This is a genomic window from Variovorax saccharolyticus (genome assembly GCF_030316765.1).
Taxonomy (GTDB): domain Bacteria; phylum Pseudomonadota; class Gammaproteobacteria; order Burkholderiales; family Burkholderiaceae_C; genus Variovorax; species Variovorax saccharolyticus.
Genome location: NZ_JASZYT010000003.1, coordinates 92,795 through 115,964, shown reverse-complemented (window position 1 = coordinate 115,964; position 23,170 = coordinate 92,795). Strand labels below are relative to the sequence as shown.

The 23,170-nt window shown below is 68.7% G+C and carries 23 protein-coding genes, 3 tRNA genes and 2 pseudogenes; 20 read left to right on the top strand and 8 right to left on the bottom strand.

The genetic code is table 11. The annotated features are described in order from the left end of the window. Positions 1–3: 3 nt before the first annotated feature. From QTI45_RS11230 to QTI45_RS11185, 11 genes and pseudogenes are all read left to right on the top strand, one after another. Entirely contained in the window at positions 4–1,221 is a 1,218-nt protein-coding gene (locus QTI45_RS11230; protein ID WP_286654393.1) for an O-succinylhomoserine sulfhydrylase, read from the top strand. Further along, entirely contained in the window at positions 1,218–2,606 is a 1,389-nt protein-coding gene (gltX, locus tag QTI45_RS11225; protein ID WP_286654392.1) for a glutamate--tRNA ligase, read from the top strand. Before QTI45_RS11230 ends, gltX begins: the two co-directional genes overlap by 4 nt. 33 nt (positions 2,607–2,639) lie before the next feature. Beyond that, positions 2,640–2,715 (top strand) — tRNA-Ala (locus QTI45_RS11220). A gap of 64 nt (positions 2,716–2,779) precedes the next feature. Continuing rightward, positions 2,780–2,855 (top strand) — tRNA-Glu (locus QTI45_RS11215). A gap of 71 nt (positions 2,856–2,926) precedes the next feature. After that, a tRNA-Asp gene (locus tag QTI45_RS11210) sits at positions 2,927–3,003 on the top strand. 186 nt (positions 3,004–3,189) lie between these two features. After that, positions 3,190–3,840, top strand: a complete 651-nt coding sequence (locus QTI45_RS11205; RefSeq protein ID WP_286654391.1) for a thermostable hemolysin — start codon at positions 3,190–3,192, stop codon at positions 3,838–3,840. Beyond that, positions 3,837–4,727: pseudogene (locus tag QTI45_RS11200) on the top strand (AMP-binding protein); the annotation flags it as partial. The gene QTI45_RS11205 and the pseudogene QTI45_RS11200, both read left to right, overlap by 4 nt. Beyond that, positions 4,696–5,283: an acyl-CoA synthetase family protein gene (locus QTI45_RS35525; protein ID WP_444813270.1), complete on the top strand. Its 588-nt coding sequence runs from the start codon at positions 4,696–4,698 to the stop codon at positions 5,281–5,283. The pseudogene QTI45_RS11200 and the gene QTI45_RS35525, both read left to right, overlap by 32 nt. A gap of 23 nt (positions 5,284–5,306) precedes the next feature. Continuing rightward, entirely contained in the window at positions 5,307–6,011 is a 705-nt protein-coding gene (locus QTI45_RS11195) for an iron-containing redox enzyme family protein (protein ID WP_286373858.1), read from the top strand. After that, positions 6,008–6,892, top strand: coding sequence for an SDR family oxidoreductase (locus QTI45_RS11190; protein ID WP_286654389.1), 885 nt, complete (start codon positions 6,008–6,010; stop codon positions 6,890–6,892). Before QTI45_RS11195 ends, QTI45_RS11190 begins: the two co-directional genes overlap by 4 nt. Positions 6,893–6,957: 65 nt before the next feature. After that, entirely contained in the window at positions 6,958–7,611 is a 654-nt protein-coding gene (locus QTI45_RS11185; protein ID WP_444813277.1) for a tetratricopeptide repeat protein, read from the top strand. A gap of 21 nt (positions 7,612–7,632) precedes the next feature. On the opposite strand, the gene QTI45_RS11180 is transcribed toward QTI45_RS11185, so the two are convergent. The 3 genes from QTI45_RS11180 to QTI45_RS11170 all read right to left on the bottom strand — a co-directional run bounded on the left by QTI45_RS11180 (position 7,633) and on the right by QTI45_RS11170 (position 10,303). Further along, on the bottom strand, positions 7,633–8,988 hold the full coding sequence (locus QTI45_RS11180; RefSeq protein ID WP_286654388.1) for an ATP-binding protein: 1,356 nt from the start codon (positions 8,986–8,988) through the stop codon (positions 7,633–7,635). Continuing rightward, positions 8,985–9,656 carry a response regulator gene (locus QTI45_RS11175; RefSeq protein WP_286373861.1) on the bottom strand — a complete coding sequence of 224 codons (672 nt, stop codon included), beginning with the start codon at positions 9,654–9,656 and terminating at the stop codon, positions 8,985–8,987. Before QTI45_RS11175 ends, QTI45_RS11180 begins: the two co-directional genes overlap by 4 nt. A 167-nt stretch (positions 9,657–9,823) precedes the next feature. Next, a complete protein-coding gene (locus tag QTI45_RS11170; protein ID WP_286654387.1) occupies positions 9,824–10,303 on the bottom strand; it encodes a universal stress protein in 480 nt (159 codons plus the stop codon). Between the two features lie 134 nt (positions 10,304–10,437). Between QTI45_RS11170 and QTI45_RS11165 the strand changes: the two genes are divergently transcribed. The 3 genes from QTI45_RS11165 to QTI45_RS11155 all read left to right on the top strand — a co-directional run bounded on the left by QTI45_RS11165 (position 10,438) and on the right by QTI45_RS11155 (position 13,796). Next, complete coding sequence (locus QTI45_RS11165; protein ID WP_286654386.1) at positions 10,438–10,860, top strand: universal stress protein; 423 nt, start codon at positions 10,438–10,440, stop codon at positions 10,858–10,860. Between the two features lie 128 nt (positions 10,861–10,988). Then, the gene (locus tag QTI45_RS11160; RefSeq protein WP_286654385.1) at positions 10,989–12,659 is read left to right on the top strand and encodes a SulP family inorganic anion transporter; all 1,671 of its coding nucleotides are present in this window, start codon (positions 10,989–10,991) and stop codon (positions 12,657–12,659) included. A 63-nt stretch (positions 12,660–12,722) separates the two neighbouring features. Further along, entirely contained in the window at positions 12,723–13,796 is a 1,074-nt protein-coding gene (locus QTI45_RS11155; RefSeq protein WP_286373865.1) for an NAD(P)-dependent alcohol dehydrogenase, read from the top strand. An 8-nt stretch (positions 13,797–13,804) separates the two neighbouring features. Here QTI45_RS11155 and QTI45_RS11150 read toward each other — a convergent pair whose 3' ends face one another. After that, positions 13,805–14,893 carry an FUSC family protein gene (locus QTI45_RS11150; protein WP_286654384.1) on the bottom strand — a complete coding sequence of 363 codons (1,089 nt, stop codon included), beginning with the start codon at positions 14,891–14,893 and terminating at the stop codon, positions 13,805–13,807. Positions 14,894–14,951: 58 nt separating this feature from the next. Beyond that, positions 14,952–15,410: a MarR family winged helix-turn-helix transcriptional regulator gene (locus QTI45_RS11145; protein WP_286654383.1), complete on the bottom strand. Its 459-nt coding sequence runs from the start codon at positions 15,408–15,410 to the stop codon at positions 14,952–14,954. A gap of 340 nt (positions 15,411–15,750) precedes the next feature. Between QTI45_RS11145 and QTI45_RS11140 the strand changes: the two genes are divergently transcribed. Further along, positions 15,751–16,176 carry a YbaN family protein gene (locus tag QTI45_RS11140; protein ID WP_444813269.1) on the top strand — a complete coding sequence of 142 codons (426 nt, stop codon included), beginning with the start codon at positions 15,751–15,753 and terminating at the stop codon, positions 16,174–16,176. On the opposite strand, the gene QTI45_RS11135 is transcribed toward QTI45_RS11140, so the two are convergent. After that, a complete protein-coding gene (locus QTI45_RS11135) occupies positions 16,173–17,069 on the bottom strand; it encodes a LysR family transcriptional regulator (RefSeq protein ID WP_286373868.1) in 897 nt (298 codons plus the stop codon). The two genes, QTI45_RS11140 and QTI45_RS11135, sit on opposite strands and share 4 nt — an antisense overlap. A 139-nt stretch (positions 17,070–17,208) precedes the next feature. Here QTI45_RS11135 and QTI45_RS11130 point away from each other — a divergent pair, with 139 nt between their 5' ends. The 5 genes and pseudogenes from QTI45_RS11130 (at position 17,209) to QTI45_RS11110 (ending at position 22,067) form a co-directional block, all read left to right on the top strand. Further along, a complete protein-coding gene (locus tag QTI45_RS11130) occupies positions 17,209–18,552 on the top strand; it encodes a M20 metallopeptidase family protein (RefSeq protein WP_286654382.1) in 1,344 nt (447 codons plus the stop codon). 81 nt (positions 18,553–18,633) lie between these two features. Further along, positions 18,634–18,939: a hypothetical protein gene (locus tag QTI45_RS11125; RefSeq protein WP_286654381.1), complete on the top strand. Its 306-nt coding sequence runs from the start codon at positions 18,634–18,636 to the stop codon at positions 18,937–18,939. A 197-nt stretch (positions 18,940–19,136) separates the two neighbouring features. After that, positions 19,137–19,678 (top strand): annotated as a pseudogene (locus QTI45_RS11120) (hypothetical protein). After that, the gene (locus QTI45_RS11115; RefSeq protein WP_286654380.1) at positions 19,675–20,193 is read left to right on the top strand and encodes a hypothetical protein; all 519 of its coding nucleotides are present in this window, start codon (positions 19,675–19,677) and stop codon (positions 20,191–20,193) included. Before QTI45_RS11120 ends, QTI45_RS11115 begins: the two are co-directional and overlap by 4 nt. A 215-nt stretch (positions 20,194–20,408) precedes the next feature. Next, positions 20,409–22,067: a M30 family zinc metallopeptidase gene (locus QTI45_RS11110; protein WP_286654379.1), complete on the top strand. Its 1,659-nt coding sequence runs from the start codon at positions 20,409–20,411 to the stop codon at positions 22,065–22,067. Here QTI45_RS11110 and QTI45_RS11105 read toward each other — a convergent pair. Together QTI45_RS11105 and QTI45_RS11100 are read right to left on the bottom strand one after the other, a co-directional pair. Further along, complete coding sequence (locus tag QTI45_RS11105; RefSeq protein ID WP_286654378.1) at positions 22,010–22,432, bottom strand: ribbon-helix-helix domain-containing protein; 423 nt, start codon at positions 22,430–22,432, stop codon at positions 22,010–22,012. The genes QTI45_RS11110 and QTI45_RS11105 overlap by 58 nt on opposite strands. A 65-nt stretch (positions 22,433–22,497) precedes the next feature. Beyond that, positions 22,498–23,076, bottom strand: coding sequence for a DJ-1/PfpI family protein (locus QTI45_RS11100; protein WP_286373875.1), 579 nt, complete (start codon positions 23,074–23,076; stop codon positions 22,498–22,500). Between the last annotated feature and the right edge of the window lie 94 nt (positions 23,077–23,170).

Here is a 23,170-nt window from a genome sequence, read left to right as displayed (position 1 = left end):
CCCGTGACGACCGATCGATCCCTGCCCCCCGGCCTGCACCGCGACACGCTCGCGGTGCGCACCGCGCTCGAGCGCAGCCAGTACGGCGAGAACTCCGAGGCCCTGTTCCTCACCAGCAGCTTCGTGCAGCCCGACGCCGAGACCTCGGCGCGCCGCTTCGCCGGCACCGAGGAAGGCTTCACCTACACCCGCACCTCGAACCCGACCGTCGCCAGCTTCGAGCAGCGCCTGGCCGCGCTCGAAGGCACCGAGGCCGCGATCGGCGCCTCGAGTGGAATGGGCGCCATCCTCATGATGTGCATGGGCCTGCTGCGCGCCGGCGACCACGTCGTGTGCTCGCGCTCGGTGTTCGGCTCCACCTTGAACCTGATCGGCCGCGAGTTCGGCAAGTTCGGCGTCGAGACCACCTTTGTCTCGCAGACCGATGTCGCCGAATGGAAGGCGGCGATCCGCCCGACCACCAAGCTGCTGTTCGCCGAGACGCCGACCAATCCGCTGACCGACGTCTGCGACATCCGCGCGCTGGCCGATCTCGCGCATGGTGCCGGCGCGCTGCTGGCGGTCGACAACTGCTTCTGTTCGCCGGCGCTGCAGCGGCCGACCGAACTCGGCGCCGACCTCGTGATCCATTCGGGCACCAAGTACCTCGAAGGGCAGGGCCGCGTGCTGGCCGGCGCGATCTGCGGCTCGGCCAAGCTGGTCAACGAAGTGTTCGGGCCGGTGGTGCGCACCGCCGGCATGGCGCTGTCGCCGTTCAACGCCTGGGTCGTGCTCAAGGGCCTGGAGACGCTGGGCATCCGCATGCAGGCGCACTGCGCCGGCGCACTGGCGCTGGCGCAATGGCTGGAGACGCAGCCCGGTGTGGCACGCGTGTACTACCCCGGCCTGGCCTCGCATCCGCAGCACGAACTGGCGATGCGCCAGCAGTCGGGGCTGGGCGGCGCGGTGGTGTCCTTCGACGTCGAAGGCAGCGGCCCGGAGGCTTCGCGCACCAACGCATTCCATGTGATCGACAGCACGCGCGTGCTGAGCATCACGGCCAACCTCGGCGACACCAAGACCACCATCACCCATCCGGCCACCACCTCGCACGGGCGCCTCACTGAAGCGCAGCGGCAGGCGGCCGGCATCGGCCAGGGCCTGATCCGCGTCGCGGTGGGCCTGGACCATATCGACGACATCAAGGCCGACCTCCTGCGCGGCCTGAGCACCCTCGCATGACACAGAAGACCCGCACCCGTTTCGCACCGTCCCCGACCGGATTCATCCACCTCGGAAACATCCGCTCGGCCCTCTATCCGTGGGCCTTCGCGCGCTCGACCGGCGGCGACTTCATCCTGCGCATCGAGGACACCGACGTCGAGCGTTCGACGCAGGCCGCGGTCGACGTGATCCTCGAAGGCATGCAGTGGCTGGGCCTCGACCACGACGAGGGCCCGTTCTATCAGATGCAGCGCATGGACCGCTACAAGGCGGTGCTGGCCGAGATGCAGGCAGCGAACCTGGTCTACCCCTGCTACATGAGCATGGCCGAACTCGATGCGCTGCGCGAGAAGCAGATGGCCGCAAAGGAGAAGCCGCGCTACGACGGCACCTGGCGGCCCGAGCCGGGCAAGACCTTGCCGCCGGTGCCCGAGGGCGTGCAGCCGGTGCTGCGCTTCCGCAATCCGCAGGGCGGCGCGGTGGCCTGGGACGACAAGGTCAAGGGCCGCATCGAGATCGGCAACGACGAACTCGACGACCTCGTGATCGCGCGGCCCGACGGCACGCCGACCTACAACTTCTGCGTCGTGGTCGACGACATCGACATGGCGATCACGCACGTGATCCGCGGCGACGACCACGTCAACAACACGCCGCGCCAGATCAACATCTTCCGTGCGCTCGGCAAGGAGCCGCCGGTGTATGCGCACCTGCCCACCGTGCTCAACGAGCAGGGCGAGAAGATGAGCAAGCGCAATGGCGCCAAGCCCGTGACGCAGTTCCGCGACGAGGGCTTCCTGCCCGAGGCGATGGTGAACTACCTCGCGCGCCTGGGCTGGAGCCACGGCGATGACGAGATCTTCTCGCGCGCCCAGTTCGTCGAGTGGTTCAACCTCGATCACCTGGGCCGCAGCGCGGCGCAGTTCGACGAGACCAAGCTGCGTTGGGTCAATGCGCAGCACCTGAAGGCGATGGCCGACGATGCGTTGGCGCCGCTGGTGGCCGCGCAGCTGCACAAGCGCGGCATCACTGCCGATGAGCGCCTGCCTGCGATCTGCGGCCTCTTCAAGGACCGCTGCGACACGACCGTGGCACTGGCCGGTTGGGCTGCTGCGTTCTATGCCGACGTGACCGTGAGCGATGCCGATCGCGAACAGCATATTTCTGCTGCGGTGCGCCCGGCAATCGCCGAACTTGCGGATAAACTATCGGGCGTCGCTTGGGACAAGGCAGCGATCGCATCAGCCATCAAGGAAGTGCTGGTTGCGCAAGGTCTCAAGATGCCGGCATTAGCCATGCCGGTGCGAGTGCTCGTGATGGGCACGCCGCAGACGCCTTCTCTCGATTCGGTACTCGCGCTTTTTTCTCGCGAAACTATTTTGAAGAGATTGAAGGAGGCCTGATTTTCAGGCTATAATTTGAGGCTCGACACCCAGGGGGGTATAGCTCAGCTGGGAGAGCGCTTGCATGGCATGCAAGAGGTCAGCGGTTCGATCCCGCTTACCTCCACCAACATGGTGTCGAGTTGAAGGTTTGAAGTAACAAGCGCTGATCGCAGCGCGGTTCCTAAGGTTTTGACCCTATCGTCTAGAGGCCTAGGACACCACCCTTTCACGGTGGCTACCGGGGTTCGAATCCCCGTAGGGTCGCCAGTTTCACTGCAAGGTGAAGCAGGCACAAGTCGCAGCACTTGGCTCCATTTTGGAGTGAACGTTGTCTACCAGGAGTGGTAGTTCAGTTGGTTAGAATACCGGCCTGTCACGCCGGGGGTCGCGGGTTCGAGTCCCGTCCACTCCGCCAGAAAGCAGAAAAGCCGTTGCCAGTCACTGACTTGCAACGGCTTTTTTCATTCTTGCCATGAAGTCAAGGTCCAAGGACAGGGTACGAGCGAGGCATGCGAGCGCCTTAATCTGCCGTTAATCCGAAAGCCCGAGCATCCACTCGCTGATCTGTCCGCCGATTGCCGCGGACGTTCCGAGGAAGTGCATGTTCATGTCCTTGTCGTCACGCGCTCACGCGGACCCTTCGCCGGGTGGAATCGCCACCCCGACCGTTGTCGAACTCACGGCTCATGGTCCGTCGGACCCGCGCCGGAACGCGGTCGAGGATTTCATTCGCGAGATTTACGAGCGCCGTTATGACGCCCAGGTCCCGCACTTCGCGCCGGTATTGGTCGGTCTGCGCGAGAACGGCGAATTGCTCGCGGCTGCCGGCTATCGGAATGCCGGCAGCGATCGACTGTTTCTCGAGCGCTATCTTCCCGCACCGGTCGACGCGCTGCTCGCCGCGCATGCCGGCGCGCGGCCTGCGCGCGAGCGCATCGCCGAAGTGGGTCATCTTGCAGCCAGTCGCAGCGGCGAAGGCCGGCGTCTGATCCAGTTGCTGGCGCCCTATCTCGCCGGCGAAGGCTTCGAATGGGTGGTGGGCACGGTCACGCAGGAGTTGCGCAAGATGCTGCTGCGGCTCGGGATCGTGCCGCTGACGCTGGGAGCTGCCGACCCGGCCGCACTGGGCGACGAGGCCGGCCACTGGGGAAGCTACTACGAGCACCAGCCCGTGGTGCTGGCGGGGCACTTGAGACGGGCCCTGCGGCGCCATGGCGGGCGCAGGCCGAGCGGCTCGGGAGCGGGCGAATGACGACGGCCGCCGAAGCCGGCGTCGTAGCGATCGACGATGGACAGCGCCGCTGGACCTACGCCGAACTCGATGATGAAGTGGCCCTGCTTGCGGGCCGCCTGCAGGCGCAGGGCACGCGTGTGTTCGCCACCCTGCTGGACAACTCGCCGGCCTGGCTGGTGGCCGACCTGGCCGCCTCGCAGGCCGGCGTGGTGCATGTTCCGCTGCCGGTGTTTTTTTCGCCTGAGCAGATCGGCCACGCGCTCGGCGCCGCCGGCGCCGACACCGTGCTGACACTGCCCGCCGTCTCCGCCCGCTGGCCGCAGGCACCGGCCTCGGAATGCACGGTCGCCGGGCAGGCGCTGTCGACGCTGCGTCTTCCGGCGGCGGCACCGCCGATGCCTGCGGGTACCGCCAAGATCACGTTTACGTCAGGCACCACCGGCACGCCCAAGGGCGTGTGCCTGGACGCCGACGTCATGCGCAAGGTGGCCCAGGGGCTGGTGCAGGCGATGGAGCCCCTGGACATTCGCCGCCATCTGTGTGCGCTGCCTTTCGCGGTGCTGCTCGAGAACATCGCGGGCTTGATGGCGCCGCTGCTGCGGGGAGCGACCTGCGTGACGCTGCCGCTTCAGCAGTTGGGCCTGGGTGGCTCGTCGAGCTTCGATGCGGCCCGCTTCCATGCGGTGGTCGTGGCGCAGCGGCCGCACAGCGTCATTCTGCTGCCGCAGATGCTGCGGGTCTGGGCCGGCTACCTGATGCAGAGCGGCCAGCGTGCGCCCGATTCTCTGAAGCTGGTGGCCGTGGGGGGCGCGGCGGTCGGCGTCAAGCTGATCCAGGCTGCGCGGGCGCTTGGCATCCCGGCATACGAAGGCTATGGCCTGTCCGAAGGGGCCTCGGTGCAGACCCTCAACCTGCCGGGCGCCGACCGCCCGGGCAGCGCCGGACGGCGCCCTCCCGCATGCCGAGCTGCGGGTTGCCGCCGACGGCGAGATCGAGGTCCGGGGGAGCCTGTTCGGCGGCTATCTCGGCGACCGCACCGCACCGCCCGCATGGTGGCCCACGGGCGACCTCGGCGAGTTGGATGCCGAGGGCTTCCTGCACATCGGCGGCCGCAAGAAGAACCTGCTGATCACGGCCTTCGGCCGCAATGTCTCGCCCGAGTGGGTCGAGACCGCGCTGCGCAGCGAGAGCGCCGTGGCGCAGGCGGTTGTCTTCGGCGACGCGCAGCCGGCGCTGGGTGCGGTGCTCTGGCCGGTGCGGAGCGACGCCCCCGACGCGGACTTGCAGGCCGCGGTGGATGCGGCCAACGCCACGCTGCCCGACTACGCCCGCGTGCTGTGCTGGGTGCGTGCGCGGGCTGACTTCAACGCCGAGGCCGGCATGGCAACGGCCAACGGCCGGCCGCAGCGCGCAGCCATCCTGCAACGTCACCCCGACGCCCTGGGCGCGACCGCAGCCTGACCCCACAGACACCCGGAGCCCCCATGAGTTTCCATGCCCGACTGATCGAACAGACCGCCGATGCCCGCATGGGCTTGCTCGGCACTCCCATCATCCAGGGCTGCCTGCGCGGAGAAGTGTCGCTGCCGAGCTACCTGGCCTTCCTGCGCGAGGCCTACCATCATGTGCGCCACACGGTGCCTCTGCTGCGTGCCTGCAAGGCGGCGCTGCCGCCGCGCAATGACTGGCTGCGTGGCCCGCTCGACGAGTACATCGAAGAAGAGCAGGGCCACGACGAGTGGATCCTCGACGACATCCGGGCCTGCGGCGGCGATGCCGAGGCGGTGCGTCAAGGCACCCCGGGCCATGCCACGGAGGTCATGGTGGCCTATGCCTATGACACCATCGCGCGCCGCAACCCGCTCGGCTTTTTCGGCATGGTCCATGTGCTCGAAGGCACCAGCGTATCGCTGGCCCTGCTGGCCGCCGACCAGATCCAGAAGCCCTTGCAGCTGCCCGACGCGGCCTTCAGCTATCTGCGCTCGCATGGCACGCTCGACCAGGAGCACACGGCGCATTTCGCGCTGTTGATGGATCAGGTCGAGAACCCTGACGATCAGGCCGACATCGTGCACGCGGCGCGCGCCTTCTTCCGGCTCTACGGCGATGTGTTTCGAAGCCTGCCGTTGCCGCAGTCGAACCTCGGCCCGGTGACTTCCGCCGCGGCGGCCAAGGGAGTCAACGCGTGAAGCACAGCGAAGCGCGTGTCCTGCTGACGGGTGCCAGCGGCGGGATCGGCCAGGCCGCCGCGATGCGGTTGATGACGAACGGCGCGTCGGTGATGCTGGTCGGCCGTTCGCCTGCGCGGCTCGCAGCGCAGGCCCGGACGCTGGTTCGCGAGTGCAACGTGCCGCGGCTGCAGGTCGAGTGGTATGCGGCCGACCTGACACGCACCGCGAGCCTCGCCGGCATTGCCGAAGTGGCGGCCAGCTGGGGTTGCAACGTGGTCGTGCACGGCGCCGGTGTGCCGGCGTTCGGGCGACTCGAGTCGATCGGCGCGACCGACATGGCGCAGGTCCTGCATCTCAACCTGCTGGTGCCCATGCTGCTGACCCAGGCCTTGCTGCCGCATCTTCGAAGCCTTCCCCAGGCACAGGTCATCTGTCTCGGCTCGGTGCTCGGGCGGCTCGGCCTTCCGGGCTTCAGCGTGTACAGCGCGAGCAAGTTCGGCTTGCGTGGCTTCGCCGAATCGCTGCGCCGGGAACTGGGCGACACCCGCGTCCGCGTGCAGTACCTGGGGGCGCGCAGCACGCGCACGGCGTTCAACAGCGGTGCGGTCGAAGCCTACAACGAAGCCACCGGCACGGTGATGGACCGGCCGGATGTCGTCGCCGAAGCGCTGCTGGAACTGCTCGTGAGCGGCGCTCCGGAGCGCTTCCTGGGTTTCCCCGAGAAGTTCGCGGTGGGGCTCAACGGCTTGGCGCCGGGCCTGCTGGATGGCGCATTCGCCAAGCACCGCCGCAGCTTGCCGCCGCCCGCTCTGCCGGCGCCGCCAAGCCTCGAATGCCCTGAAGTCGTGGGGCCGACCGCCATCAACGACTCCCATTCGCTGCAACACAGCACCCTCTAGAAAACCAAGGACGACAGATGACCCGTACTGCATTTGCTTGCGCTGCCCACTCGTCGAGCACGCCGATGCCGCGGCGCCAATGGCTGACAGGCCTGGCTGTCGCCGCTTCGCTCGTTGTGCTGATGCCGAAGGCGGCGCATGCCGCCGGCGTCGATGAGTCCGTCGCCGAACTCCAGCACGAGTGGGAGGTGATCCGCTACCAGACGCCGCAGGCCGAGCGGGAGAAGCGTTTCGAGACCTTGGCCGCCAAGGCCCGCAAGGTCAGCGAGACCTATCCCGATCGCGCCGAGCCGCTGGTCTGGGAAGGCATCATCGTGAGCTCCTGGGCTGGCGAGAAGGGCGGGCTCGGCGCGCTCGGGCTCGTGAAACAGGCCAAGGGACTCTATGAACAGGCGATCGCAATCAACGGCAAGGTGCTCGACGGCTCGGCCTACAACAGCCTGGGCGTCCTCTACTACAAGGTGCCGGGATGGCCGGTGGGCTTCGGCGACAAGGCCAAGGCGAAAGAGCTGCTGCAGACCGCGCTGGCGCTCAATCCCAAGGGCATCGATCCGAACTTCTTCTACGCCGACTACCTGTTCGAGACCAAGCAGCCCGAGCAGCCCTTGCCCTATCTCGAACGTGCACTGCAGGCGCCACCCCGGCCTGGCCGCCAGGTGGCGGACGCCGGACGGCGCGAGGAGATCCGCGCGCTGATGGAGAAGGTCAAGGCCAGGTAGCCGCGCAAGGGCGATCCGGACTCAGCGGTGGGCGGCGTCGAACTGCAGCGTCACCCTGACGCCCTGGCCGTTCGAGCCGGTGCCGAAGATCAGTTCGAGCCCATGCAGTTCTGCGATGCGTCGGACGATCGACACGCCAAGCCCGCTGCCGCCTTCTTTCTGTCCAGCAGGCCGATAGAAGCGCTCGCCCAGGCGTGCCAGCTGCTCGGGCGAGAGCGGCGGCCCATCGTTGTCGAGTTCGAGGTGCTCGCCGCCGAAGCGCAGCAGCACGGTCGTGCCCGTGGGCGCATAGCGAACCGCGTTGTCCAGCAGGTTGCGCAACATCACCGTGAGCAGGTGCTCGTCGCCGAGCAGCGGCAGGGGGTGGGTCTCGCGCGGGGGCCATTCGCAGGCCAGTTCGATGCGGCGGCGCTCGGCCAGCGAGAGGCAGTCGCTCATGGCCTGCTCGACGATCTGCGGCCACCGGACTTCGGTCGCGAGCGCAGGCTGCACGCCCGATTCGACGCGCGACAGCGAGAGCATCTGCGTCACCAACCGGCCCATTCGATCGAGACCGTCGCCCAGCTTGGCCTCGGCCTCCGCGCGCTCGGCCGCGCTGCCGGAGCGGCGCACCACATCCCACTGGGCGCGCAGCACCGCCAGCGGGGTGCGCATCTCGTGTGCGGCATCGGCCGTGAAGCGTCGTTCGCGCACCAGCAGCTGTTCGATGCGCGCGAAGAGCCCGTTCATGGCCCCCAGCAGCGGCTTCAGCTCGGCAGGCGCCCGGTCGCCAGGCACCGGTCGCAGGTCTTCGGCGCTGCGGCCCGCGAGCTCGGTCGTGAGCTGGTGCATCGGCGACAGCGCGCGTCGAACCGCCCAGGCCGTCACGGCCAGCAGGATCGGCAGCAGCAGCAGCCACGGCACCACCTGGGTGAGCGTGAGGCCGTACACCAGCTCATCGCGCTCGTAGGTGCCCTGGCCGGCCGCCACCAGCCATTTGCCGTCGAAGGACTGCAGGTAGTACACGCGCCAGGTCCGGCCGTTGATCTCCTGGTCGATGAAGCCGCTGGCGTCGGCGCGGTGCGGCAGTTCGGCGCCTTCGCGGTCGGCGATCATCAGGCGGCCCTGCGTATCCCAGACCGCCACCGCAAGGTCGCGCACATCGGATTCGCCGGCGTCCTTGCTGCCCTCTGCGGGGGCCGGCGGCAGCGGCGACACGGTGCCAGGATAGGTCGGGCCCAGTGTCGACTGCACCTGCCTCGCGAGCCGGATCAGTTCGGTGTCGAAGAGCTCGTTGACTTCATGCCGTGCGCGGCTGATGGAGAAGTAAAGCCCCACGAACCACACCAGCGGCGCACAGACCAGCAGATAGACGAGAAGGCGGCGTTGCAGGCTCACGGCGCTTCGCCCGAGCCGAGGGCATAGCCGACGCCTCGAACGGTCCGAATGATGCCCGGATCGATCTTGCGGCGCAGGTGATGGATGTGCACCTCGAGCGAATTGCTCTCCGGTTCGGCCCCGCTCCAGTCGTAGAGCTTCTCGCGCAGGTACGCCTTCGAAAGCACGCGCTGGGACTGGTTGAGGAACGCTTCCAGCACCGCGAGCTCGCGTCCGGTGAGTTCGACCGCTTCTCCTTTCCAACGCACGACCTTGGTGGCCGGGTCGTATTCGAGCGCCCCCTGATGCCACACGGCCTGGGCCTGCCCGGCAGCACGCCGAACCAGTGCGCGCAGGCGTGCGGCGAGTTCGTCGATGGTGATCGGCTTCACGAGGTAGTCGTCCGCGCCGGCATCGAGTCCGGCGATGCGCTGCTCGATCGCATCGCGGGCCGTGAGGATCAGGATCGGCAGCTTGACGCCGCGCTCGCGCCAGCGGCCCAGCCAATGCATGCCATCGCCGCCCGGCAGGCCGAGGTCCAGCACCACGGCATCGAAGGCTGCGTCGGCGAGTGCCACGTCCGCCTCGCTGCCGTTGCCGAACCAGTCGACCGCGTGGCCGAGCTGGCGCATGCCGGTGGCCAGCGCATCACCGAGCAGGGTGTCGTCTTCGACGATCAACAGGCGCATGTGCAGCAACTCCGGGCCGCGGAAGACGGCCTGGCGCTGATCATTATGCGAGGGTGCGGCATCAGGCCACTGCGCCGAACAGATGCCCCGATGACCGGCCATTGAATGCGGTCAAGGCGACAGCAGGGCGCCTGTTCGAACGAGTGGACGCTGAGGGCAGGTCCTGTCTACCCGGCCCGGGAATCGGTCTTTGCCTTCGATTCGGCCGCGCGCACCAGCAGCACCGGCACGGTGGCGTAGCGCAGGATGTTCTCGGCGCTGCTGCCCATCACCACTCGGCCGACCCCGCGCCGCCCATGGGTGCCGAGCACGATCAGGTCGGCGGGCCAGGTGCCGGCTTCGGCCGTGACCTGTTCGTGCACCGATCCCGCAAAGGTGTCGCGCAAGACGACCTCGGCCTCGACACCAGCGGCCTGCGCAGTGGCCTTGCAACCTTCGAGGAGTGTCCGGCCCTGATCGCGCAGGGTGTCGAGCCAGCCGCCGGCGTAGCCCGCATAGGCATCCATGGAAAGGGCGAAGGACAGTTCGTCGATCACGTGGAGCAGCCGCAACTGCCCGTGAGTGAGCTTGGCGATGCGGATGGCCTCGTCCAGCCCGCGCGCCGATGTCGGACTGCCATCCACGGGCACAAGAATTCGTTGGTACATGTCAGGCCCTTCCGAAAGCGTTGCTGAGGCCATTCAGTATCCGCACGCCGCGGCACGGAACCTTGATCTGGCGCAAACAAGCCTGCGCGCGGGCGACGACCATTGTCGAATCCAGACTTCCCCCGGAGGGCACCATGAAGATTCTTCTTGCCGTCGACGGCAGCGACTACACGAAGCGGATGATTTCGTACCTCGGAGCGCACAGGGACTTGTGGGTGAAGGGGCATGCGTTCACGGTGCTGCACGTCGTCCTTCCCGTTCCGCACCGGGCGGCGGCGTTCGCCGGGCTGGAGATCGTGCGTGCGTACTACGAGGACGATGCCGGTGTGGTTCTGGACCCGGTCACGGCGCAACTGGCCGAGCAGGGCATCAAGGCGGAGTTCGTCCACAAGGTGGGCCATCCAGCGGACGAGATCGCGTCCTGTGCGGAATCAGGCAGGTTCGACCTGCTGGTCATGGGATCGCACGGAGTGGGCGCGCTGAAGAACCTGGTGCTGGGCTCGGTCGCTACCAAGGTGTTGGCGAAATGCGCGGTTCCGGTGCTGCTGGTGCGTTGAAATGAAAGGGCTTTGATCTGTCAAGCGATCCATGTCACGGCCGGTCGGGCGAGCTTCACCCCCGACGACGCGCCGCTCCCAGCCGCACCTATACTGCGCCGGTTCCAATCCCCCGATGGGCCGCCACCATGCAGATCCGGATCCTCGCGTCGCTTCGGAACTATCGGGTCGAGTGGCTGTCGCGCGACTTGGTTGCCGGCCTGATGCTGGCGGCGATCGCCATTCCGGGGCAGTTGGCCACTGCTCGCCTGGCAGGCATGCCGCCCGAGACCGGCATCTATGCCTTCGCGGCCGGATCGATCGCCTTCGCCGTCTTCGGCGCCAACCGCTTCATGTCGGTCGGAGCGGACTCGACCATCGCCCCGATCTTTGCGGGCGGCCTGGCATCGATCGCCGTCGCCGGCGGCCATGCGCACGCCCAGTTGGCGCCCTTGTTCGCGCTGCTGGTCGGCGCCTTGCTCATCGTGATCGGGCTGCTGCGCGCCGGCTGGCTGTCGACGCTGCTGTCGGTCCCGGTCACCACCGGCTTCCTGGCCGGCATCGCGGTCCATATCGCGGTCGGCGAACTTCCCACGCTGCTGGGGGTTCCCGACGAGAAAGGGCACCTGCTCCCCAGGCTCGTGCATGTCATCGGGCAGCTGCCGCAGGCCAACCCCTTGGCGCTTGCGCTGGGCGTCGGCGTCCTCGGCGTCACGCTGGCCGCGTCGCGCCTCGGTCCGCGGATTCCCGGCGCGCTGATCGGGCTGGTCGGGGCAGGCGTGGTCACGGCATCCTTCCATCTCGAGACCCGCGGCGTCAGCGTGCTGGGCCCGCTCGCCGTGACGCTGCCGCAGCTCGCGTTGCCGGCGCTTCCCGGCATCGAGGAGTTCGGCCGCATGGTGCAGCTGGCGCTGGTGGTCGCCATGGTCTGCGTCATGCAGACCGCGGCGGTGGCCAACACCTTCCCGGCCGACGACGGCAAGACCGAGGATGTGAGCCGTGATTTCGGTGCCGTCGGCGCAGGCAGCGTCATGGCCGCGCTGGTCGGCGCCTTCCCTGTCAATGCCAGTCCGCCCCGGACGGCCATCGTGCGCGAATCCGGAGGGCAGAGCCAGCTGGCGGCACTGGCGGCGGTGGCGCTGGTGGTCGGGCTGGCGATCGTGGCCTCGGGACTGACCGCCTACGTGCCCCATGCCGCGCTGTCCGGCATCCTGCTGTACGTCGCCTGGCGCATCTTCCGCATCGGCGAGATGCGCGAGATCTACCGCCGCGGCGGACCCGAGATCCTGCTGGTGGCGGCCAGCGCCGCGCTCGTGGTGGCGTTGCCGATCGAGACCGGCATGCTGCTGGCCATCCTGATGTCCTTCGTTCACAGCCTGTACACGGTGGCGAGGCCGTACTGCGTCGAACTGGCGCGCGTGTCCGGCAGCACCGTGTGGTGGCCGCCGGCGCCGGATGCGCCCTTCGAGCACGTGCCCGGCGTGCTCGTCTTCGCGCCGAGCGCACCGATCAACTTCACCAACTGCGAGCGCATCTGCGCCGAGATGCGGTCGGCCATCGCGAGGCAGCCTGTGGCCGTGAAGGTGCTGGTCGTCGAGGCCAACGGCATCATCGGCATCGACTACACGGGCTCGCAGATCCTGCGCCGCGCCATCACCGACCTCCAAGGTGCCGGCATCGCCGTGGCGCTGGCCAGGCTGGCGGCCGGGGGTGCGCAGGAGCAGGCCCGGCGCACCGGCCTGATCGACACGATCGGCCGGGAGCGGGTGTTCATGTCGGTCGAGGAGGCGGTACGAGAGCTTTCGCCGCGCGTTGCTTGATCTGACTCAACACGGCCGCGGCCAAACGGAGCGATGCTGGTCGCTCTGCGAAAGGGCCCTGCCATGAAGAAGATGAAAGCCGCGATCTTTGTCGAGAAGGGCCGCATCGTTCTCGACGAGAAGCCGATCCCCGATGTCGGGCCGCTCGATGCGCTGCTGCGCGTGACGACCACCACGATCTGCGGCACCGATGTCCATATCCTGAAGGGCGAGTATCCGGTCGAACGCGGCCTGACCATCGGCCACGAGCCGGTGGGCGTGATCGAGAAGCTGGGCTCCGCGGTCGACGGCTTCCACGAGGGCCAGCGCGTGATCGCCGGGGCCATCACCCCCAGCGGCCACAGCTACGCCTGCCTCTGCGGCTGCGGTTCGCAGGACGGTCCCGGCACCAGGCACGGCTTCAAGGCCATGGGCGGCTGGAAGTTCGGCAACACCATCGACGGCTGCCAGGCCGAGTACGTGCTGGTCAGGGACGCGATGGCCAACCTCAGCCCGATCCCCGATGGCCTCACGGACGAGCAGGTGCTGATGTGCCCGGACATCATGTCCACCGGCTTCTCGGGTGCCGAGAGCGGCCAGGTCAGGATCGGCGACACCGTGGTGGTCTTCGCGCTGGGGCCGATCGGCCTGTGCGCGGTCGCCGGCGCGAAGCTGATGGGTGCGACCACGATCATCGGCGTCGACACGGTGCGCGAGCGGCTCGACGTCGCGCGTGCGCTCGGCGCCGACCACGTGGTCGACTTCAAGCTCGGCGACCCGGTCGAGCAGATCCTGGCGTTGACCGAGGGGCGCGGCGCCGATGTCGCGATCGAGGCGCTCGGCACGCAGGGCACCTTCGAGTCGTCGCTGCGGGTGCTTCGGCCGGGCGGAACGCTGTCCAGCCTGGGCGTCTATTCGAGCGACCTGCGGATTCCGCTCGGCGCCTTCGCCGCCGGCCTCGGCGACCTGAAGATCGTGAGCACGCTGTGCCCGGGCGGCAAGGAGCGCATGCGCCGGCTCATGAACGTGGTCGGCTCGGGGCGGGTCGACCTCAAGCCGCTGGTGACGCATCGCTTCGCCCTCGACGACATCGAGGCGGCCTACGAACTGTTCGCCAACCAGCGCGACGGGGTGCTCAAGGTGGCGATCACCCCCTGAGCCGGCGTTCACCCGGCGCGCGCCTTCTCATGGTGCGCCGCCAGGTGGGCGCGGTCGTCGAGCGTCGAGAAGAGCAGCGCGAAGGCGATGCCCACCAGCGCGCCGAGCACGGTGTCCAGGACCCGCGCCATCGGCATGCCGGCGGTTGCGTGCGGCGCCGCGAGCGAGGTCATGAGCAGCGCCATCGGCGTGACGCAGATCAGGCCGAAGACATAGTTGAAGCCGATCACCAGTTCGGTCGCGAACTGCAGCAGCACCACGGCCAGCAACACCCACCAGAAGGTCGGATGGTGGGCGAGGAACAGCCAGGCCAGCCCGGCGCCGAGGACGGTGCCGACGGTGCGCTGGACCGCGCGGTGCATGGTGATGTGCAGCTGCGTGCCTTGCATCACGGCCGTCGCGCCGATCGCTGCCCACGCCGGGTGGGCCCAGCCGGCGGCCAGCGCCAGCAGCGCTGCGGTGGCCGCACAGAGCGCGATGCGCGCGGCTGCGATCCCTGCGTGCAGCGCGGGTCGGGCGCCGTCGGCGGCGGTGGCGACGGGCAACGCCGGGTCGGCGCGCAGGCTGTCGCTGGCGCGGCAGATCCACCACGCGACGGCAGCCCCGGCCGCCGTGAAGGCGGTGCGTTCGACCACGGTGCGCCAAGAGTCCACGGGGCCGACCCCGGCGCAGGCCGCGAAGACGAAGATCACCACGCCCGGCGCACCGATGCGCCAGCGGTTCACGAGCACGCTCAGCACGCCGGCGAGCAGCGCCAGGCACAGCAGCATCGTCGCCGGCGCGGCGCCTGCCATCGAGACCGCGGACAGCAGGCCGAGGGGCGCCGTCAGCAGCAGGCCTGCCAGCGCGACGATCGGCATGCGTCGCTCGGCCGGGGCGAAGCGGCCGAACAAGGCGGCCAGCGCGCCCAGGGCGGGGTAGCCCTCGAGGTGCGCCCAGGGCGACAGATGGGTGGCCGCGACCACGATCAGCACCGCGAGCGATGTCTGCAGGCCGGCCACCGCGGCGTTGCGCAGCGAGGGCGGGGCGGCGACCGCGAAGCTCTCGCGGATGCGCGCCGGTGCCAGCAAGGGGCGGATCGCGGCCCGGCGGCTCATTGGGCAACCTCCGTGCTTTGCACTGCGGTGCGAGCGCCTTCGGGCGGCCGTGCGGCGCTCATGCCGTGCCCCCGGTCATGGCGGCGATCCGGGCCTCGATGCATTCGAAGGCCTGCAGCATGGCGGCTGCGGCCTTGTCGTCGATGTCGGCCAGCAGCTCGGATTCGACGACCTGCAGCCGCTTGCGGATCGACGCCACGGTGCGGCGGCCGGCCGGGGTCAGGTGCACCTGCTTCACGCGACGGTCGGCCGGATGGGGGCGGCGTTCGATCAGATCCTGTTCGACCAGGATGTCGAGCAGCCGGACCAGGCTGGAGCCGTCGAGGCCGACCGAGGCGGCGAGTTCGCTCTGCGAGACGCCGCTGCCCAGTTCGTGCAGGTGCATCAGGGGCGCCCAGGTGGCATCGCTCAGGCCGGCCGAGGAAAGGCGGGCATCGAGCGCCTGGCGCCAGCGGCGGGCCAGGCCGACCAGCCGGATGCCGATGCGCTGCTGGAGTTCTGAGTTTTCGTTTGTCACACAAAGGATTCTATAACAATCATTTGAATTCAAACTAATTGACATAGAACGCCCGGGGTTGATGCGCGACGCGGCGCGACGAGCGGACGGACATGAAAAAGCCCGCGCGAGGCGGGCTTCGGGAATATGGCCGTGGGCACTTACGCGGCCCACGTTACGGCAAATGTTCACTTGCGGAAGTCACCTGTAGTTTTTCTCGTCGTGGTGGCTTCGACGCGCCGGCGTGAGATGCGGCTTGCCTGCGCAGGCAACCGAAAGAGGCCAGGGCATTTCGGGGAGGACGGATTATATCAGAGTCCTTCGGGTTACCCTCGGTGCTCGATCATGTCGGAGGACACGCGTGCAAGATGGCAGAAAGGCGAGCAGGGACCGGCATCCGGATCGCCCTCGAGAAGAATCCGGGCGGCTGCTCAAGGCGCTGTGGCTGGCCGCCGGCGCGCTGAGCCTGCTGCTTGGGCTGATCGGTGTCTTCCTGCCGCTGCTGCCGACCGTGCCTTTCGTGCTGCTGGCGGCCTTCTGCTTCTCGCGCGGCAGCGCGCGCTGGGAGCGCTGGCTGGTCGAGCACCCGCGCTTCGGGCCGTGGATCCTGGACTGGCGCCAGCACCGCGCCGTGCCGCTGCGCGCCAAGCAGCTGGCCACCGTGATGATGGCCCTGAGCTCGGCCGTGGCCGCGTTCCACCTGCCCCTGGCCTGGTGCTGGGTTCCGGCCGCCGCCTGCACGGCGGCCGCGGTCTGGCTTTGGCGACTGCCGACCAAGCGCGCCTAGGGTCCGTCCGGCGGCATGGTCCGCGCGACCTGCTTGAGCGCATCCGAGAACGCCCTGGCCGCCGGCGTCAGCGAAGCGCGGTCCTGCATCAGCAGCGAGACATGCACCTGCGGCAGCCGGTCCGCGAGGCGCAGCCCGACCAGGCCCCTGGAAGCGGCCGAGCGGGCGAGGGACGTGGCGGCCAGCGTCAGCGCGTCCGCCTTGTGCACCAGCGTCACGCCCAGCTGCCACGAATGGCAGATCACCATGTCGCGCGGTGCCGCCATGCCGAAGCCCTCGAAGCTGCGCCGCAGCAGTTCGGCGCCATAGGAGGGAACCACCCACAGGGCCTCCTGCAGCCGGGCCATCGAGCGCATCCGTGACAGCGGGTGTCCCGTCCTTGCGAAGACGCCGAGCGGGAAGGCCAGCAGTCCCTCCCGGTCGAGGCCGTCGTCCACGGCCGGGTCGAGTTCGCCGAGGATCGCGAAGTCGAAGTCGCCGCCGTCCCAGAGCCCCTTGACGTCGATGCCGCTGAACTCCTGCAGTTCGAGCGCCACGCCGGGCCAGTGGCGCCGGAAATCGAGCAGTGCATCCGGCAGCAGCTGTCCCACCGCGAACGAGCTGAAGGCCACGCGCAGCAGCCCGCCGGCGCCGTCGCGCAGCTGCGCGATCTCTTCCTCGGCCCGCCGGACCTCGTTCGACAGGCGTCGGGCGCGTCGCAGCAGGGCTTCGCCGATTGCGGTCAGCACCACGCCCTTGGCGCTGCGCACCAGCAAGGGCGCGCCGACGCTTTGCTCCAGTTCGCGGATGGCATAGCTCATGGCGGGCTGGGTCAGGGCCGCATTGCGCGCCGCGCCGCGGATGCTGCCGGCCTGTGCCACCGCTTCGAAGATCTTCAGGTGCCGGAGATTCATGGGTCGGTTCGTGTGAACAGCTATTTTTATCGCGTTGGAATTCTCGTGGTCTTTTTCTTTCGCCGCTGCTTGGCTAACCTCCGCCGTTCGAACGCCGCGCGCACGCGTGGACGCCCCTGCGACCTGAACTTCCATCCCCATGAACCTTCGTTCCCCACTCGCCGCGCTGCTGCTTTGCGCCGGCTTCCTGAATGCCACCGCTTCGGCCCAGGCGCCGGCCGAGGGCCAATCGGCGCTGGCTTCGCGGGCGCTGGCTCTCGCGGACGCCGCCGAGCCGCAGGTGATCGCCTGGCGCCGCCATATCCATCAGAACCCCGAGCTGTCCTACCAGGAGCAGCAGACCGCGGCCTATGTCGCCGCCGCGCTGGCCAGGATGCCGGGCATCGAGGTGCAGACGGGCATCGCCAGGACCGGCATCAAGGCGGTGCTGCGCGGCGGCAAGCCCGGGCCCGTGGTGGCGCTGCGCGCGGACATGGACGCACTGCCGGTCGCCGAGCGCAACGACCTGCCGTTCAGGTCGCAGGCCAAGGGCGAGTGGCTCGGCAAGGAGGTCCCGGTCTCGCATGCCTGCGGCCATGACACGCACGTCGCGATGCTGCTGGGCGCCGCGCAGGCGCTGTCGCAGGTGCGGGCCGACCTGCCGGGCACGGTGGTGTTCCTGTTCCAGCCGGCCGAGGAGCAGGGGCCGGGTCCGGTGGCCAGCGGCGCGCCCGCCATGGTCGCGGCAGGCGTCCTCGAGAACCCGAAGGTCGACGTCGTCATGGGGCAGCACATCAACGCGCGGGGTCCCAGCGGCACCATCAGCTACCGCCGGGGCGGCTTCATGGCCAGCGGCGATGCCTTCAAGATCGTCCTGAAGGGCAAGGGCGGACATGGCTCCTCGCCCTGGACCGCCAAGGATCCGACACTCGCGGCGGCCGAGATCACGCTGGCGTTGCAGAACATCGTGAGCCACCAGGTCGATCCGCTCGACGGCACCACGGTGGTCACGGTCGGCCTGCTGCAGAGCGGCAACCGGGTCAACATCCTTCCCGACACGGCGGAGATCGGCGGCACGGTGCGCTCGCTGTCGAAGAAGAACCAGAAGGTCGCGCACGACAGCATCCGGCTCAAGGCGCAGAAGATCGCCGAGAGCCACGGACTGATCGCCGAAGTCACGATCGATACCGGCTACGAGGTGCTGGTGAGCGACCCGGTGGCCACCCAGGCCGTGGCCCGCGCGCTGGTGGCCGCTGCCGGCCCCGGGAAGGCGGCCGAGGCGCCGCCGAGCATGGGGTCCGAGGATTTCGGCTCCTTCGGCAAGAACATCCCCGTGGTCTTCTGGCATCTCAATGCCTCGCCCTTCGGGGATCGCCATGGTGCGCCCAACCATTCGGCGGAGTTCGCGATCGACGAGTCCAGCCTGCGGGTGGGCGTGCGGGCGCTGGTGGGCAGCACGCTGTCCTACATGGACCGCCCTGCGGACGCGGCGAAAATGCCCTGAACGCGACAAAAACACGGGTAAACGCGACTAGTCCATTTGGAGGGGTTGTAACCAAAAGTGTTATTAGTCATAATGCCTTACATGCAACCTACACGCTCCCCTCAACTGCAATGGTCCACCAAGGGACTGCTGGGCATTCTCCGGGCGGCTCGCGCCACCGAGGCGACACGCCCGGTCCGCACGGCGAATGATCCGCCGGCACCCCTGAGCGTCGAGGAACTGAGCGAGGTCGCCAAGAACTGGCGCAGCCGCGCGGGCGAGGACGAGGGCCGTGCCGACACCGTGGCCCAGGCGCTCGAATCGGTGGTGGAGCATCGCCGGGCCGCGGCCTCGCGCAGCCGGGCCCGCATCGTCGGCGACCGGATCTCGCAGTTCATGCGCATCTAGATCGCAGCGACGGCGGCGCGTCGGCGCCCCGCACTCATTGACGCAAGCCGCTGCCGGTCGTGGACCCGCAGCGGCTTTCTCATTGCGGGCCGAAGTCGACGGGTGTCGGGTCGTCAGCCAGAAAGCCCTGATTCGCATTGCTGATCGGGACCCTTCCCGCAGACGGACGTGCCCGGTCTTCCTAGACTGCCCGGCGCATGAAAAAGACGACTCAGGGATTCACGGGAAGAAGTTTGGCCGGATGTCTGCTGCTTGCCGCCGCCATGGCGGCGAGTGGCTGCAGTTCGCTGCTCGCCGAGAGCGCCTCGGCCGGCGCCGGCATGGCGGGCGCGGCGTTGGCGAATGCGGTCACCGACAACGCCGGCGTCGCCACCGGCATCGGCATCGGGCTGCAGTCGGCGGCGCGTGCGGGCGTGCAGTACTACGAGCGCAAGATCCACGGCGAGGCGCAACAGCAGATCGCGCAGGTCGCCGGGCCGCTCAAGGTCGGGCAGGTCAGGCCTTGGAAGACCGTGCTCTCGCTGCCGCTGGAGCGTGAGGAAGCCGGCAGGGTGGCGGTCAGCCGGTTGATCAGCACCGGTGAACTCGACTGCAAGGAGATCATCGTTCGGTCGAACAGGTCGCCAGCGACCCCTTGCCGGCGAGCGAGTTCTACGTCGCTGCAATCTGCCGCAACGGCAGCCGGTGGGCCTGGGCCCAGGCCGAGCCGGCGACCGAACGCTGGGGATCATTGCAATGAGAATTTGCGGCCTGGCTGCCGCCGTTCGCGCGGGCGCTGCGCTCGGGTCCGCGCTGCTGCTCTCGGCCTGCGCCTCGGTCGGCGGCATCACGGGCGCAGTCGCCGGCATCGCGTCGGGCTCTGCCTCCGGCAACCCGGCCGTGGGCGTGGCGGTCGGCATCGGTGTTCAGGCCGGCATCGATGCCACGATCAAGACCGTGCTGCGGCGCTGGAGCCAGGAAGAGCAGGCGCGCATCGCGGCCTTGGTCGGCAGCTTGGAGACCGGTCAGCAAGGGCCATGGGAAGTCCGCCACGCCGTGCCTTATGCCGACGAGCAGGGCGAAGTCAGGGTGGTCCGGGCGTTCACGACGCCGCTGGCCGATTGCAAGGAGGCCCTGTTCTCGGTCGACGACGTCGCCGTCAGGCTCGCCGGCCAGCCACGGCCCTACTACGTCACCACGGTGTGCCGAGGCACGCAGGGATGGAAGTGGGCAGTGGCAGAGCCGGCGGTGGCGCGTTGGGGCGTGCTGCACTGAGCGTGCGCCCCCAGGGCGAAGCCAGAGCTTCGCCGCACTGCAGATTTCCCTGCATCTGCCGATATCCACTTGCAGCCCGCTTCATCGAGCGCCGACCCGTCGTGCGCTCCCCGGGCTGTGCGAAGTGGCAGCTTTCCACCTCGCCGAACCGTGCTACGAGGAAGAGAAAGATGCGCTGCAGATCACGAGTGGAATGGCCTTGGGGCGTTTCGGCCATGTTGGCGGTCGCCCTGTCCCTGTCGGCCTGTGGCGGTGGTGGCGGCGGCGGCGGCGGGGGCATGGCCGTGCCCGCGGCGGCACCGCCCGCCGAAGTGAAGCCGGCGGGCGCGGCGGCCACGACCTCCTGCAGCGCCTGCGGCGGGCTCGAGGTCAGCAGCTACTCGGGCTCGGGCACCGCCGTCTGGCAAGGCATCAACAAGTCGCAGATTTCCGCCGATGTCCCGCTGACGGTGACCGGCCTCGACGGCCAGACCGTGACGCTGGTGCTCACGAACGAGAGCGCGCAGGACCAGGCGATGGCCGGCATCGTGCTGCGTTCGAATGTCGAGCGCAGCGCGACGGCCAGCAAGGCGATGCTGCAGAGCGCCGAGGGGGTCGTCGACAGTGTCGAGGCGCAGCGGCGCGCGATCGGCGAATTCAATCGCGCCGGCTTCGGCCTGTTGATCGATCCGCTGTCGAAGGCCCAGCCGGCGGTGTCCAAATCGATGGCGCCCTCGGCGGCGCAGGTCGTCAACGACCAGCGCCAGATCTACCTGTACGACCACTCCCAGCGGACCGTGAAGCTGGCGGCGCAGCGGGCCGCCAGCGACGGCACCGTGGTCAACGTGTGGGTCGAGACCAGCGAGCTGGCGCCGACGCGGATCAGCACCGAACTCGCCGCCCGCATGCGGGACAAGTTCGCCGCACCCGGCGGCATCTACGACATGCTGGTGCGCACCGGCGGCCCGCTGTGGGGCGAACACGCCTTCAGCAGCCAGATGGTTCCGGGCAGCGGCCAGCCGGTGGACATCTTCTTCGTCAACTTCGAGGCCAACAGCAAGCCCTACGGGCTGATCGGCTACTTCTGGGGACTGAACAACTTCAAGACCGGCAGCGGCGAACTGGCCTACAGCAACGAATCGCTGAGCCTCTACCTCGATTCGGAGTCGCTCTACCTCGACGGCGAGACCGGCGTGAAGCAGATCGCGACCGCCATGGCGCACGAAGGCCTGCACATGCAGAACTTCTATCGCCGCGGCGTGAAGATGGGCTCGCAATACACCTACGACACCTGGCTGGAGGAAATGTCGGCGCTGATGATGGAGGACTGGGCCAGCTTCAACATCGATCCGAGCCACAACGCGATCCGCGACACGCGCTTCCCCTACTACCTGGCCTACAACGGCTCGGGCAGCTACAACTGCACGCTGTCCGAGTGGACGCCGATGGGCGCGAGCTGCGAAAGCTATGCGCTGACCGGTTCGTTCGGCGGCTTCCTGAACCGGCAGTTCGGCCTCGAGTTCTACAAGGCGCTGTTGAACAGCACCGGCATCCAGGACTCGACCGCGATCCTCGACGGCGCCATCAAGGCGAGCCGGCCGGGCTCCAGCCTGGGACAGGAGCTGCGCCGCTTCTCGGCCACCGCCGCCGGCGTGATCCCGCTGGGGGCCGGCATCGCCGAGTACAGCATGCCGGCGCGCGACGAAGGCGGCTTCAGCCTGCCCGCGATCGACCCGTCGAGCCTGGGCCGCAGCCAGCGTGCGCTGCCGCAGGCGGTGCCGGAACTGCTGCACAAGCTGGGCAGCTTTCCGGTGGTGCGTCCCGGCCTGAAGGGCAGCTACACGGAAACCGTCCGCGTGCCGGCCGGCACCACCCTGTCGGTGATCGTCAACTGACCGGCGCGCGCCGGGCGGCCCCAGCCCGGCGGCAGCGCATGCAGCACCGCCTGGGCATCCAGCGAGCGGATCGCCACCTGCGTGTCGGCCGGGATCCGGCCCTGGGCCAGCAGCGCCTCGTAGCGCAGCGCGCACACGCGCAGGAAAGACGCGAAGTTGCCGACCTCGCCGCGCGCCGCGACCAGTTCGTCGTAGAGCTTCTCGATCAGCTGCACCACGCTCATGTCGTCGCGCCGGGCAATCTCCTCGAGCACCTGCCAGAACAGGTTCTCGAGCCGGATGCTGGTGACCACGCCATGCAGGCGGATCGAGCGGGTCCGGCTGTCGTAGCTCTGCGGGTCGGCGCTGATGAAGACTTCACACATGTGGATCTCCTTGAGGGGGCGGGGCGGATGGCGCGACTGTAGCGCCCGCGGCCCGCGGCCCGCGTTCAGCTCTCGATGCGGGTGCCGAGCACCTTCAGGAACTGGGAGATCCAGGCCGGGTGCGCGGGCCAGGCCGGCGCGCTGACCAGGTTGCGATCGGTCACGGCCTGGTCGACCGGGATGTTCATGTACTCGGCGCCGGCCAGCTCGACCTCCGGCTGGCAGGCCGGATAGGCCGACACCTTGCGGCCCTTCAGCAGGCCGGTGACCGCCAGCAGCTGTGCGCCGTGGCACACCGAGGCGACCGGCTTGTCGGTGGCCAGGAAGTGGCGCGCGATCTCGACCACCCGGCTGTTCAGGCGCAGGTACTCGGGCGCGCGCCCGCCCGGAATCACCAGCGCGTCGTAGGCCTCGGGACGGACGTCGGAGAAGTTCGCGTTCAGCGTGAAGCGATGGCCCGGCTTCTCGCTGTAGGTCTGGGCGCCCTCGAAATCGTGGATGGCCGTGTGGACCCAGTCGCCGGCGCTCTTGTCGGGTGCCACGGCGTGAACCGTGTGGCCCACCGCCTGCAGCGCCTGGAAGGGCACCATGGTTTCGTAGTCCTCGGCGTAGTCGCCGCAGAGCATCAGGATCTTGCGCGTCATCGTTGTCTCCATGAGAAGTTCTGGAGACGCCATTGTTGGGAAGGCGCGGCCGGCGGTGGTAGCAGGCGGCTGTGATCCTGCGCCGGCCGGCCGC

Coding starts and splice junctions, on each gene's coding strand:
- QTI45_RS11110 (WP_286654379.1), top strand. CDS start 20,409: ATGTTGGCGGTCGCCCTGTCCCTGTCGGCCTGTGGCGGTGGTGGCGGC.
- QTI45_RS11130 (WP_286654382.1), top strand. CDS start 17,209: ATGAACCTTCGTTCCCCACTCGCCGCGCTGCTGCTTTGCGCCGGCTTC.
- QTI45_RS11135 (WP_286373868.1), bottom strand. CDS start 17,069: ATGAATCTCCGGCACCTGAAGATCTTCGAAGCGGTGGCACAGGCCGGC.
- QTI45_RS11205 (WP_286654391.1), top strand. CDS start 3,190: ATGTTCATGTCCTTGTCGTCACGCGCTCACGCGGACCCTTCGCCGGGT.
- QTI45_RS11150 (WP_286654384.1), bottom strand. CDS start 14,893: ATGAGCCGCCGGGCCGCGATCCGCCCCTTGCTGGCACCGGCGCGCATC.
- QTI45_RS11175 (WP_286373861.1), bottom strand. CDS start 9,656: ATGCGCCTGTTGATCGTCGAAGACGACACCCTGCTCGGTGATGCGCTG.
- QTI45_RS11165 (WP_286654386.1), top strand. CDS start 10,438: ATGAAGATTCTTCTTGCCGTCGACGGCAGCGACTACACGAAGCGGATG.
- QTI45_RS11195 (WP_286373858.1), top strand. CDS start 5,307: ATGAGTTTCCATGCCCGACTGATCGAACAGACCGCCGATGCCCGCATG.
- QTI45_RS11185 (WP_444813277.1), top strand. CDS start 6,958: ATGCCGCGGCGCCAATGGCTGACAGGCCTGGCTGTCGCCGCTTCGCTC.
- QTI45_RS11100 (WP_286373875.1), bottom strand. CDS start 23,076: ATGACGCGCAAGATCCTGATGCTCTGCGGCGACTACGCCGAGGACTAC.
- QTI45_RS11125 (WP_286654381.1), top strand. CDS start 18,634: ATGCAACCTACACGCTCCCCTCAACTGCAATGGTCCACCAAGGGACTG.
- gltX (WP_286654392.1), top strand. CDS start 1,218: ATGACACAGAAGACCCGCACCCGTTTCGCACCGTCCCCGACCGGATTC.
- QTI45_RS11160 (WP_286654385.1), top strand. CDS start 10,989: ATGCAGATCCGGATCCTCGCGTCGCTTCGGAACTATCGGGTCGAGTGG.
- QTI45_RS11115 (WP_286654380.1), top strand. CDS start 19,675: ATGAGAATTTGCGGCCTGGCTGCCGCCGTTCGCGCGGGCGCTGCGCTC.
- QTI45_RS11155 (WP_286373865.1), top strand. CDS start 12,723: ATGAAGAAGATGAAAGCCGCGATCTTTGTCGAGAAGGGCCGCATCGTT.
- QTI45_RS11105 (WP_286654378.1), bottom strand. CDS start 22,432: ATGTGTGAAGTCTTCATCAGCGCCGACCCGCAGAGCTACGACAGCCGG.
- QTI45_RS11170 (WP_286654387.1), bottom strand. CDS start 10,303: ATGTACCAACGAATTCTTGTGCCCGTGGATGGCAGTCCGACATCGGCG.
- QTI45_RS35525 (WP_444813270.1), top strand. CDS start 4,696: ATGGCCTGTCCGAAGGGGCCTCGGTGCAGACCCTCAACCTGCCGGGCG.